The 11,270-nt window shown below is 42.4% G+C and carries 12 protein-coding genes; 7 read left to right on the top strand and 5 right to left on the bottom strand.

Features of this window, described 5'->3' with window-relative positions:
* Positions 1 to 33: 33 nt before the first annotated feature.
* Complete coding sequence (locus FTU46_RS09875; RefSeq protein WP_180104910.1) at positions 34 to 1,275, bottom strand: acyl-CoA dehydrogenase family protein; 1,242 nt, start codon at positions 1,273 to 1,275, stop codon at positions 34 to 36.
* A 94-nt stretch (positions 1,276 to 1,369) separates the two neighbouring features.
* Between FTU46_RS09875 and FTU46_RS09870 the strand changes: the two genes are divergently transcribed.
* Together FTU46_RS09870 and FTU46_RS09865 are read left to right on the top strand one after the other, a co-directional pair.
* A complete protein-coding gene (locus FTU46_RS09870; RefSeq protein ID WP_180104909.1) occupies positions 1,370 to 2,287 on the top strand; it encodes a LysR family transcriptional regulator in 918 nt (305 codons plus the stop codon).
* Positions 2,288 to 2,448: 161 nt separating this feature from the next.
* A complete protein-coding gene (locus tag FTU46_RS09865) occupies positions 2,449 to 3,066 on the top strand; it encodes a thermonuclease family protein (RefSeq protein ID WP_004785537.1) in 618 nt (205 codons plus the stop codon).
* Positions 3,067 to 3,144: 78 nt separating this feature from the next.
* On the opposite strand, the gene FTU46_RS09860 is transcribed toward FTU46_RS09865, so the two are convergent.
* From FTU46_RS09860 to FTU46_RS09850, 3 genes are read right to left on the bottom strand one after another with little or no spacing between them, the layout of a single operon-like run.
* The gene (locus tag FTU46_RS09860; RefSeq protein WP_104426067.1) at positions 3,145 to 3,252 is read right to left on the bottom strand and encodes a DUF2474 domain-containing protein; all 108 of its coding nucleotides are present in this window, start codon (positions 3,250 to 3,252) and stop codon (positions 3,145 to 3,147) included.
* 9 nt (positions 3,253 to 3,261) lie between these two features.
* Positions 3,262 to 4,266, bottom strand: a complete 1,005-nt coding sequence (cydB, locus tag FTU46_RS09855; RefSeq protein WP_034702762.1) for a cytochrome d ubiquinol oxidase subunit II — start codon at positions 4,264 to 4,266, stop codon at positions 3,262 to 3,264.
* Positions 4,263 to 5,708 carry a cytochrome ubiquinol oxidase subunit I gene (locus FTU46_RS09850; protein WP_159122896.1) on the bottom strand — a complete coding sequence of 482 codons (1,446 nt, stop codon included), beginning with the start codon at positions 5,706 to 5,708 and terminating at the stop codon, positions 4,263 to 4,265. Before FTU46_RS09850 ends, cydB begins: the two co-directional genes overlap by 4 nt.
* A 260-nt stretch (positions 5,709 to 5,968) precedes the next feature.
* On the opposite strand from FTU46_RS09850, the gene FTU46_RS09845 reads away from it, so the two are divergent.
* The 4 genes from FTU46_RS09845 to FTU46_RS09830 all read left to right on the top strand — a co-directional run bounded on the left by FTU46_RS09845 (position 5,969) and on the right by FTU46_RS09830 (position 8,290).
* Complete coding sequence (locus tag FTU46_RS09845; RefSeq protein ID WP_180011026.1) at positions 5,969 to 6,412, top strand: MarR family winged helix-turn-helix transcriptional regulator; 444 nt, start codon at positions 5,969 to 5,971, stop codon at positions 6,410 to 6,412.
* Positions 6,409 to 7,608, top strand: a complete 1,200-nt coding sequence (locus FTU46_RS09840; protein ID WP_159122894.1) for an MFS transporter — start codon at positions 6,409 to 6,411, stop codon at positions 7,606 to 7,608. The genes FTU46_RS09845 and FTU46_RS09840 overlap by 4 nt, the downstream gene beginning before the upstream one ends.
* Before the next feature lie 149 nt (positions 7,609 to 7,757).
* Positions 7,758 to 7,964, top strand: a complete 207-nt coding sequence (locus tag FTU46_RS09835) for a helix-turn-helix transcriptional regulator (protein ID WP_180014751.1) — start codon at positions 7,758 to 7,760, stop codon at positions 7,962 to 7,964.
* Positions 7,961 to 8,290: a hypothetical protein gene (locus tag FTU46_RS09830; protein ID WP_180104908.1), complete on the top strand. Its 330-nt coding sequence runs from the start codon at positions 7,961 to 7,963 to the stop codon at positions 8,288 to 8,290. The genes FTU46_RS09835 and FTU46_RS09830 overlap by 4 nt, the downstream gene beginning before the upstream one ends.
* Before the next feature lie 45 nt (positions 8,291 to 8,335).
* Here FTU46_RS09830 and FTU46_RS09825 read toward each other — a convergent pair whose 3' ends face one another.
* On the bottom strand, positions 8,336 to 9,316 hold the full coding sequence (locus tag FTU46_RS09825) for a GlxA family transcriptional regulator (RefSeq protein WP_180002063.1): 981 nt from the start codon (positions 9,314 to 9,316) through the stop codon (positions 8,336 to 8,338).
* Positions 9,317 to 9,394: 78 nt separating this feature from the next.
* On the opposite strand from FTU46_RS09825, the gene FTU46_RS09820 reads away from it, so the two are divergent.
* Positions 9,395 to 11,218, top strand: a complete 1,824-nt coding sequence (locus tag FTU46_RS09820; protein ID WP_180104907.1) for an acyl-CoA dehydrogenase — start codon at positions 9,395 to 9,397, stop codon at positions 11,216 to 11,218.
* Positions 11,219 to 11,270: the final 52 nt, after the last annotated feature.

Below are 11,270 nucleotides of genomic sequence, written 5' to 3'. Positions count from 1 at the left end.
AATACGTTTCAATGTTCTGTATATAAAGCCAGCTTATTTTTTACGACGTGTGCTATAACCGCGTTTTGCCAGTTCCAGTTTGGCAATCATGCCTTTATGCACTTCATCCGGGCCATCAGCCAGACGTAAGGCACGGGCTTGGGCAAAGAATCCGGTCAGCGGTGTGTCACGAGAAACACCCGCACCGCCGTGGATCTGAATTGCCATATCCACGACTTTTTCCAGCACACTTGGCGCGACCACTTTAATTGCAGAAATTTCAGTCAGTGCTGCCATATTCCCTAAAGTATCCATTTTATAGGCAGCATACAAGGTTAATAATCGAGCCTGATCAATGGCAACGCGAGCTTCTGCGACACGTTCCAGGTTACCACCCAGTTTTAAAATCTCTTTACCAAATGCGGTACGGCTCATACCTCGGTCAATCATCAACTCTAATGATTTTTCAGCAGCACCGATGCAACGCATACAATGGTGAATACGGCCTGGCCCTAAACGACCTTGGGCAATTTCAAAGCCTTGACCTGCACCGCCAATAAAATTCGAAACTGGAACACGAACATTATCAAAGCTGACTTCGCCGTGGCCATGTGGTGCATCATAGTCACCAAAGACTTGAAGCATCCGTTCGATTTTTACGCCTGCAGTATCGACTGGAACTAAAACCATGGAATGCTGATGATGACGGTCTTTGGATTCATCCGGTGTATGTGCCATAAAGATGATGATTTTGGCATTTGGATCACCCAAACCTGAAGACCACCATTTACGACCATTCAAAACAATTTCATCACCTTCAACTACCGCCGTCGCCTGCATATTGGTAGCATCACTAGAAGCCACTGCAGGTTCAGTCATACAGAACACTGAACGGATTTTCCCTTCCAGAAGTGGCATTAACCATTGCTGTTTTTGTTCTTCAGAACCATAGCGCCACAGTACTTCCATATTGCCGCTATCTGGTGCATTACAGTTAAAGACAGTAGGTGCAATTAGGCTTCGTCCAGAAAGTTCAGCGATATGCGCATATTCCTGAACGGATAATCCCTGACCTAATTCTGGACAAGGCAAAAACATATTCCAGAGACCTGCCGCTTTGGCTTTATCTTTCAATGTTTCAAGTTCTGCCGGCCATTGCCATTTGGTCCAGTCACCGCCTTGATTCAGTTCATGTACCTGATGCCAGAAATCAGCCTCGACAGGTTCAATTTCATCAATAATAAACTTTTTTGTTCTATTTAAATAATCCTGTACACGTGCTGACAGCTCAAACATTGCTTTATCCCTCTGAATATTCTAATTCATACGCTTTACAACACCTTAACCCAAAACTTATTATGAATAAAATGATTTAATTCCATATAGTAGTATGCATAGTATTCATTCAAAAACCGTGATGGATCTACGAAATTTTCATCGTATTGATATTAATCTTTATCCACTTTTTATTGCCATTTACGAACAAAACAGTATTTCTAAAGCTGCGCAAATTCTATCGATAAGCCAGTCAGCGGCCAGTCATGCTTTACAACGTTTAAGACAGCATTTACAAGATGATTTATTTGTGCGAACGGGTAGCAAGATGCAACCTACGCCGTTTGCGGATCAGATCTATCCTGAAATTAAAAATGCACTTTTTACGATTCAGAATATTTCGATGCAGCATCAGCAATTCAGACCGGAATCGATTCATAGCTTAAAAATTGCTGTACATGACGAAATTGAACCCATGATCTTTCCTAAACTGGTTCAACATTTCCAAAAAATTAACCTGGATCTTCAACTGAGTAGCATGAAACTCGACCGTAAAAATATTGCTGCAGATCTCGCCTCTCAACAGGTCGATTTTGTTATTGATCTGGAGCAAAGTATTAGTGAAAAAATTCAGTTTGAACGACTGGTACAGGATGAATTCGTGGTCTGTACACAACGAACAGAAATGAATGAACAGATTTATCTGGCATCACCTCATATTGGCGTTTCCTCACGCCGTACGGGAGTTTTAGTTGAAGATATATATTTAAGTCGAAAACATTATTCCCGACAGATTTTTTTACGTTGTCAGCACTATTCCACAGCCCTGCAAATTCTGGAACAGCAAAAGACTGCCATGCTGACAATTCCTAAAAATGTTTTGACTCATCTACAGTTAGCAAACTGTCTGAATATTTTTGACGTTCCTGTACAACTGCCGAAAATTAATATGGGGATGTATTGGCATAAAGATTTGCAGGAGAATAAAAGACATCAATTTTTGAGAAATGAAATTTATAGAATTTTTGCTTAGGCTATTTATGAGATGATTTAAAATTACTTAGGCTATTTTTACTATCAGGTTTTAGGATTAAGGTTGGCTTGGTTTTATACTGCTGAGGCTATTTTATCGGTACAAAACAAAACACCGATTGATGGCTTTTTAAGCCCTATGCGGAGTGGCTTTGATCTAAAATGGCTCAACTTTTAGCTGTGTTTATGCGGCTGTTTTTGCTGATTTGGATCTTACCCTTGTTACATCTCTCCACTACCTGGCAAATTGTGCTGGGCTTCGTACTTCTGTGTTTTTCCTATTATCTGCTGCATAAAATTACGGTGTATTTAAAGGACCTATTTCGCCCCTTTAAGAAAGGTAAGAAATATTGGTGCCGGGTAAGTGCGGTCAGTGATGGTGACACCCTCACCTGCTACCGTTTTAATATCCGTCGCTCTGAGACCAAATTACGTTTTGCCTATGTCGATGCACCTGAATCTTCACAGGCCTATGGTAAGGAATCACTACGCCTGGTTCAAAGTATGGTTAAAAATAAAATGATTCGGGTACAAATTACGGATATTGACCGATATGGTCGCTGTGTCGGTGTGGTCTATCGTTATCGCAAGAATATCAATGAAGAGATTGTGAAACGTGGTGCGGCATGGGTTTATGAGGAATATATCCGGGATAAAAACCATTTACGCTATATGATGGAACTACAGAATAAAGCCAAAAAGCAGAAAAAAGGGTTATGGAAAAACAGCCGCCCTGTCCGTCCAAGTGTTTATCGTAAACAGATCAAAGCCTCATCTTGATATTTTAAAAATCAAAAATTTAGCCTATAAAAAGGGATTTGTACTAACAAATCCCTTTTCTTTGTTCATTTAATATACCTAATAGGCCAAATGCACCAGAAAGCGGAATGCCCCTGCAATAAGTGCTAGTGTCAAAAAACCTGCAAGCCATAAGCCGACAAACCATACTATCTGTTTGCGTGTCATAACTGCTCCTTAATGATAACCATCATCTCCAACACGTACCTTGTGTCGGAATACCCAATAGGACATACAGGTATAAATCACGATAATCGGAATCAGAATCAAGGCACCAATCAAGGCAAATAACTGACTATTTTCATGTGCCGCTGCCTGCCAGATCGTGACTGATGGCGGAATAATATATGGCCACAGACTAATCAGAAAACCGGTATATGCCAGGAATACCAGCACCAGCATATAGGAAAATGGACCTAGTTCACTGCGTCTTTTACAGGCGCGTAAGGCCAGCCAGGTAAACAATATGACCAAGATCGGTACGGGCATAAAGTAGGTAAATTGTGGCTGGCTGAACCAACGCTCCGCAATTTGCGGATGGGTCAACGGCGTATAAACACTAACAGCGCCTAAAATAATCAGTAAGGCAATAATCAGTTTCGGCATCAGTTTAAACATGCGATCCTGTAAATCATCACCGGTTTTATAAATGAGCCATCCACAGCCTAATGCTGCATATAGCACCACGACACTGACTCCGGTAAAGATACTGAATGGGCTAAGCCAGTCCAGACCACCGCCTACATAGACACCATTTCGTGTTTCAATCCCCTGAATATATGCACCCAGGATCATCCCTTGCAAGAAACTGGTAACGATCGATCCCCCAATAAAGGCTTTATCCCACCAGTGTTTGCTTTTATTCGCCTTAAAACGGAACTCAAAAGCGACACCACGAAAAATCAAGGCGATCACCATCAGGATAATGGGCATATATAGCGCTGAGAGTACCGTCGAATAAGCCAATGGAAAGGCAGCAAATAATCCGGCGCCCCCTAGAACCATCCAGGTTTCATTACCATCCCAGACTGGAGCGACCGTATTCATCATGACATCTCGTTCATCCTGATGCGGGAAGAATGGAAATAGAATACCAATTCCCAGATCGAAACCATCCAGAATGGTATAGACCAGTACACCCAGGCCAATAATCGCAATCCAAATTAATGATAAATCAATCATTTTTTATCCTCCTGATCCGGATGTTCAGGAACTTCTTCAATACGTTCGCGAATACTGCTCAATGGTCGACGAGAAGCCTGAACCACATCGCTATCCGATTCATGGTGTGGTCTGGAATGAATAAATTCTGGACCTCTATGCATAAGGCGCAACATGTAGAAAATTCCCACACCAAAAACGACGCAGTAAACCACCACAAAGATAATCAGAGTTAGACCGACCTGTTCAGCAGACACTGGTGATAATGCATCTTTGGTCCGCATAATGCCGTAGACAACCCAAGGCTGACGACCGACTTCTGTAGTAAACCATCCTGCCAGCATAGCAAGAAATCCGGATGGCCCCATGATGAGTGCAAAACGATGCAGACCACGTGACTCATAAAACCGTCCTCGAGTACGTGACCATAATCCCCAGAGTGCAAGCAAGAGCATTAACATACCCAGCCCGACCATAATCCGGAAACTCCAGAACACCACCAGTGAATTGGGTCGATCTTCAGGTGCAAAATCTTTAAGCCCCGTGACTTTTCCATCCATAGAATGCGTCAGAATCAGGCTACCCAATTTAGGAATACCAATTGCATATTTGGTTTCTTCAGCTTGCATGTCTGGAATCCCAAACAGGTATAAAGGCATTCCTTCATCATGATTGGTTTCCCAATGGCCTTCCATCGCGGCCAGTTTGGCTGGCTGATGTTCAAGCGTATTCAGACCATGCATATCCCCCACAAAAATCTGTAAAGGTGCAAGTGCCAGAATCAGCCACATGGCCATGGAAAATGAAGTTTTGACTAAAGGATCTCGACGGCCCTTGATCAGATGCCATGCCGCTGTTGAGGCTACAAGTAAGGCGGAGACCAGAAAGGCGGCCATTGCCATATGAGCCAAACGATAAGGAAAAGACGGGTTAAATACGATCGCTACCCAGTCTTGCGGGACGATCAGGCCATTTTCAATCGCAAAACCTTGAGGGGTCTGCATCCAGCTATTGGAAGATAAAATCCAGAACATGGAAATACAGGTGCCGATTGCCACCATTAAAGTGGAGAAAAAGTGCGCTCGTGGGCCAACCCGATCCCAGCCAAAGAGCATGATGCCCAGGAATCCGGCTTCTAAAAAGAACGCAGTTAAAACTTCATAAGCCAGCAAGGGTCCGGTCACACTTCCAGCGACCCGGGAAAACTCACTCCAGTTGGTTCCGAACTGATAGCTCATTACCACACCGGATACGACGCCCATACCAAATGCGACGGCGAAAATTTTGACCCAAAACTTGAACAGATCCTGAAAAATCGGATTTTTAGTCTTTAACCAGCGCCATTCCAGAATAGCCAAAAAACTTGCTAATCCGATTGAAATTGCAGGAAAGATAATATGAAAAGATACAGTAAAGGCGAACTGTATTCGTGCTAACTCTAATGCAGTTAAACCCAGAGTCATAAACTTCACCTATGCAGTGTTATTTGGCATATCTGCCCTTCAGTTATTAAGTGATGGATTTTTCTAGTGCTTAGGTAGCTTAGGCTGAATCATTCTTAAAAGTATGTAGTCTTTTGTTGATTGTTTTTTAATCAGGTTAAAGACTTGTAATAACTTAGTCAAAAAGACGTTAACCATGTAAAAATTTTCAAAATTTCCCTCTTGTCTAATTGAATAAAGAGGCGTAAATTAGGCACAATTTAGTTAGCCAGGTTAACTATATGTTTCAACCCTCTTCCAGATTTCGTTCACTGTTGCTGCGTTGCGCACGACTCATGAGTGATGAAATCAATACTATTTTGTTATCCTCCCAACTTAATTATTCCTTATGGCAAGTGCTCTATACCATTCAATCCCAACAGCAATGCACACTGGTTGATATTTCAAGCTATTTAAATGTTTCAAAACCAAGCATAACCAAACGTATCCAGCATTTAAGTGAACTCGACTTAATCTGCCAGATCGAAACCGAAGATAAACGTCAGAAATTATTCAAACTCAGCGAGCAAGGGGTTAAAACCTTTAACCTGTGTTCCAAACAGATTGATGCTTTTGAAGATCAGTTACTGCAACAGATTGACGCACATGATCTGCAAAGCAGTAAAAACACTTTGGTACAGCTGATTCAGCAATTACATCCTTCATCTCAGGAAACACCACAATGAGCCAAGATCAAGCCCGCTTATGGACCTCTAATTTCGTCCTGGTCAGTCTGGTTAATTTCCAGCTCGTTCTGGTGTTTTACCTGCTGGTGATTGTGATTGTCGGTTTCTCGGTCGCTGAACTGGGAGCATCGACTGCACAAGCCGGTCTGGTATCCGGTCTGTTTATTGTCGGAACGCTAATTGGACGCTTATTTATTGGGAAATTGCTGAATCGTCTAGGACTGAAAAATACCCTGGTGATTGGCCTGACTGGCTTTTTGCTATTTTCCGGACTTTATATGATTCCGGCCAAACTAGAAGTGTTATTGGGTATTCGTCTGATCCACGGCTTTATGATGGGTATGGCATCTACCGTACTCGGCACAGTAATTGCGCAAACCATTCCAGCAACACGACGTGGTGAAGGTATTGGTTATTTCAGTATGAGCAGTACGCTTGGTACAGCGATTGGTCCTTTTGTCGGGATCTGGCTGATGACGAATTTTAATTATCAGGTGATTTTTATCTTTACTACTATTGTTGCGCTCAGCTGCCTGATTTGCGGTCTGTTTATCCAGCCGCCGCGCCTTAAAGCGAGTGGTACATCGACTTCCTCTGTTCCACAATCTGCCAGTAAGCTTGCTCAGTATGTAGAGCCGAATGCCTTGCCGATTGCTATCATTGTCCTGCTGGTGGCTACCTGTTATTCAGGCGTATTGTCCTTTATCCATTTCTATGCCAAGGACATCAATCTGGTCGAAGCAGCCTCTTTCTTCTTCCTGATGTATGCTTTTGCCATTCTGCTGTCGCGTCCATTTACTGGCCCATTAATGGATCGTAAAGGTGAAAACATCATTATCTATCCTGCAATCGTGATTATGGCAGTAGGTATTCTAATGCTGAGTCAGGCACAAAACTCTGTGATGTTACTGGCGAGTGCCGCGTTATTAGGTTTTGGTTTCGGTAATATTCAGTCAGTGTGTCAAACTATTGCCGTGAAAAGTACCACCTTGCAACGGATGGGTCTGGCGACCTCGACTTTCTTTATTGCACTAGATGCCGGTCTTGGTTTCGGACCTTATTTCCTCGGTATGCTGCTGGATCAGGTGGGTTATCGTCAGCTTTATTTGTTTTCCGCAGTGCTTACCTTTAGTTGTCTGATCTGGTATTACCTGCTGCATGGCCGCAAGGTTAAATCGACCTCAGTCAAAGCTTAAACCAGCTGATTCAAAAATTTTTAAACGGGCATTTAGCCCATTTTTTATATCTCAATCTTTTAAATAACACTTATTTTTATCATTATGAAATATATAGTTTACATAATGTTAAATATATATTACATTTTGAATGATGTTGGAGTAAAGACATGTTAAAGAATGACATCATCGTGTTTCGTGCTAAAAAACGTTGGACACAACAACAGCTTGCTGATGCAGTGGCAGTCAGCCGCCAAACGATTGCCGCATTAGAAAAAGAGAAGTACAACCCTTCCTTGATTCTGGCATTCAAGTTAGCAAATGCACTTGAAACCACGATTGAGGAACTGTTTAGTTATGCTGAGGAAGAAACATGACACTATATTGGTTATTGATGGCTAGTATTTTAAGTATTGTGGTGGCTGTGATTTGCTGTGAAATATATAAAATACGCTTTGAATGCTCACAAGAAGCCAAAGACGAAAGAGGAACAATGATTTTATTAAAGCAGAAGTCATTGTCCTATAAAATTTTATTTTTGGGGATTAGTTCAGCCTTTTTGATCATCATCGGATTTGAAGGCTTCGGACTAAAATGGTTAGAACGTGAAGTTTTTATTTACTGGATTATGTTCACCGGCTTCCTGCAAAGCATCGCTTCAACCATTTATACGCATTATTTACGTAAAGACGTCTTTAGCTAATATGTATGCCAAGAGAGCTTTTCGAATCTCTCTTTTTGTCAAAATCTAGAAACGTCGACTAAAACGACGGCGATATTCTAAAGGTGTTAACCCTGTTTTCTTATAAAATAAACGCCGAAATGAACTTGGATCCTGATAGCCGACATTTTGCATAATCAGATCTATGGCCTGATCGGTTTCCTCAAGCCGTTTGCGTGCCGCTTCAATACGAATGGCTTGCAGATACTGATTCGGTGCAATATTTAGCGCCTGCTTAAAATGCCGGATTAAAGTACGAGTGGTGACATTAAAACGTTCTGCCAGCGCATTTAAAGTAAACTCTTCATGAAAATGCTGCTCTAACCAGTCCTGAACCTTTTGCACCAGTTCATCATGATGTGGTTGACCAATCTTCATTAAGGAATAAGACAATTGGCTATCGCGTCGATAATCAATCACAAAGGATTTGGCAGATTGCATGGCAACTTCAAAACCATAGAAACGTTCGATCAGATGCAAGCCTAGGTCAAACCAGGCCAAGCCTCCACCTGCACAGTAAATATTCTGATCCCGGCTAATCATCAGATCGGCATTGAGTTTGACCTGAGAATAACGTGCACGAAACATGTCCTGAAAGCCCCAATGCGTTGTCGCCACACGACCATCTAAAATACCAGCTTCTGCCAGAAAGAAATTCCCGGTGCAGTTTCCAGCGATTAAGGTGGATTGTGCATGAGCAGAAGTTAAAAACTGAATCAGGTCTGGATTTTCATCCAGTACCTCTTGTATAGGTGCGGCGATGGTCGGCACTACCAGAATATTTGCTGTTTGAATTTCTTGATATGAACAATGAGCTGGTAATTCCAGGCCGTTAATACAACGAATTGGTTGTCCATCTGGACTGGCGATCCTGACTTTAAACAGGCGTTGCACATTTTGCTGCTGAATCCGATTCCAGCTGACGCCAGCCATGGCGAATAAGTCGACGACACCTGTAATTGCTGAAGCCAAAGCACCATCAAAGCCTAAAATCACTACCTGTTGCATATTGTTCTATTTGTCGTTTTTCACCCGTTTCATGTCATTATTGACAATCCTCCTTGATAAATGCAACTGCTAGTCTTGATGCTATCTCAAGGATTACATATTCAGGACCGTACCGTGACTCAGCTGATTAATGATAAAAACCTCAATTTTCTGCTTTATGATGTTTTCAAACTCGAAGCTTTAACTGAACTGGAACGCTATCAGGACCATGACAAAAATACTTTTGATAGCATCCTAGAAACGGCAAAAGGCATCGCGACCGATTATTTTGCGCCGCATAATGCCAAGGCTGATCACCAAGAACCGAGCTTTGATGGCAAACAGGTGAAGACCATTGATGAAGTGAAAATAGCATGGCAACAATTTGCTGATGCTGGTCTACTCTGCGCCCAGCATGATTACGCAGACGGCGGCATGCAATTGCCGACTTTGGTGAATATGGCCTGCAATGCCTATTTCATGTCGGCAAATCCTTCGACTGTTGCCTACTCTTTTCTGACAGCCGCTGCAGCAAATCTGATTCAAGCCTTTGCCTCTCCAGAACAAAAACAAATGTTCTTGCCGCATATGCTAAGTGGCCGCTTTGCTGGAACTATGGCGATGACCGAGCCGAATGTGGGTTCCTCTTTGGGAGATCTGACCACTAAAGCGATTCCTCAGTCAGATGGAAGCTACAAAATTAAAGGTCAGAAAATGTTTATTTCTGGTGGTGATCAGGATATTACTGAAAATATTGTGCATCTAGTTCTGGCTCGTATCCAAGATGCTCCGCAAGGGGTAAAAGGTATTTCCCTATTCATCGTGCCGAAATTCAAAACCAATACAGATGGAACTATAGGTGAATCCAATGATGTACAATTAGCTGGCCTTTTACATAAAATGGGTTATCGTGGCACCACATCAACAGTGCTAAGCTTTGGAGAAAATGACAATTGCTTAGGCTATTTAATTGGTGAAGCGGGACATGGTTTAAAATACATGTTCAAGATGATGAATGAAGCGCGCGTTGGTGTTGGCCTCGGTGCAGCCATGATCGGTTATCGTGGTTATCTGGAGTCTCTGGACTATGCTAAAAACCGTCCTCAAGGCCGTCCGGTTCATGAAAAAACACCTGACGCTAAACCTGTGAATATCATTGAGCATACGGATGTCAAACGTATGCTACTGGCACAAAAATCTTATGTTGAAGGTGCTTTGGCGCTGTGCTTATTTGCAGCTCGTTTAATTGATGAACATCAGGCTGCACAAGATGAAGAGAGTGCCATTTTACTCGATCTCATTATACCAGTGGTCAAGTCCTTCCCTTCTGCCTATGGTCCTAAAGCCAATGATCTAGCGATTCAGGTCTTGGGTGGTGCGGGCTATACGCGTGAATATCCGGTTGAGCAATGCTATCGGGATAACCGTCTTAATCCGATTCATGAAGGCACTTATGGGATTCAGTCTCTGGATCTATTAGGCCGTAAACTCTGGCAGTACAATGGCAAAGGCCTGACCCTGCTCATGCAACGCATCCAGAAAACCTTGTCTGAGATTCAGGATAGCAAGTTAACAGAACTGGCAGATGTCTATAAACAGCATCTTGTCACTGTGCAAAAAACCACACAGGTTTTAGGTCAGGCTCTGCATCAAGGCAAAGTTAGTGAAACTTTGGCCAATTCTGGCCTATATCTGGATATGATGGACAAAACTATTATTGCGTGGCTGTGGCTGGAAATGGCCAATCAGGCTCAACTTAAATTTGGCACATCTTCTCAACAGGAAGATCAAGCCTTTCTGGCGGGTAAAATTCAGGCAGCTCAATATTTTATTCATTGGGAACTGCCTGAAATTGAACATCAGGCTAAGTTACTGATGAACTTCGATGACACCTGTCTAAATATGCAAAGTGACTGGTTCTAAATAAAAATCAATAAAAAATGCGCCTCGAATGGCGCATTTTTTATTTGTTTAC

The organism is Acinetobacter sp. YH12108 (assembly GCF_013419055.1).
Classification (GTDB): domain Bacteria; phylum Pseudomonadota; class Gammaproteobacteria; order Pseudomonadales; family Moraxellaceae; genus Acinetobacter.
Note: the sequence above shows the minus strand (reverse complement) of the source record. Positions and strands in the feature narration are given on the sequence as shown.

Excerpts from the sequence above, each read along its gene's own strand:
- FTU46_RS09875 (WP_180104910.1), bottom strand. The coding sequence starts at position 1,275 with ATGTTTGAGCTGTCAGCACGTGTACAGGATTATTTAAATAGAACAAAA.
- FTU46_RS09825 (WP_180002063.1), bottom strand. The coding sequence starts at position 9,316 with ATGCAACAGGTAGTGATTTTAGGCTTTGATGGTGCTTTGGCTTCAGCA.
- FTU46_RS09865 (WP_004785537.1), top strand. The coding sequence starts at position 2,449 with ATGGCTCAACTTTTAGCTGTGTTTATGCGGCTGTTTTTGCTGATTTGG.
- FTU46_RS09820 (WP_180104907.1), top strand. The coding sequence starts at position 9,395 with ATGCTATCTCAAGGATTACATATTCAGGACCGTACCGTGACTCAGCTG.
- FTU46_RS09860 (WP_104426067.1), bottom strand. The coding sequence starts at position 3,252 with ATGACACGCAAACAGATAGTATGGTTTGTCGGCTTATGGCTTGCAGGT.
- FTU46_RS09840 (WP_159122894.1), top strand. The coding sequence starts at position 6,409 with ATGAGCCAAGATCAAGCCCGCTTATGGACCTCTAATTTCGTCCTGGTC.
- cydB (WP_034702762.1), bottom strand. The coding sequence starts at position 4,266 with ATGATTGATTTATCATTAATTTGGATTGCGATTATTGGCCTGGGTGTA.
- FTU46_RS09870 (WP_180104909.1), top strand. The coding sequence starts at position 1,370 with ATGCATAGTATTCATTCAAAAACCGTGATGGATCTACGAAATTTTCAT.
- FTU46_RS09845 (WP_180011026.1), top strand. The coding sequence starts at position 5,969 with ATGTTTCAACCCTCTTCCAGATTTCGTTCACTGTTGCTGCGTTGCGCA.
- FTU46_RS09830 (WP_180104908.1), top strand. The coding sequence starts at position 7,961 with ATGACACTATATTGGTTATTGATGGCTAGTATTTTAAGTATTGTGGTG.
- FTU46_RS09835 (WP_180014751.1), top strand. The coding sequence starts at position 7,758 with ATGTTAAAGAATGACATCATCGTGTTTCGTGCTAAAAAACGTTGGACA.
- FTU46_RS09850 (WP_159122896.1), bottom strand. The coding sequence starts at position 5,708 with ATGACTCTGGGTTTAACTGCATTAGAGTTAGCACGAATACAGTTCGCC.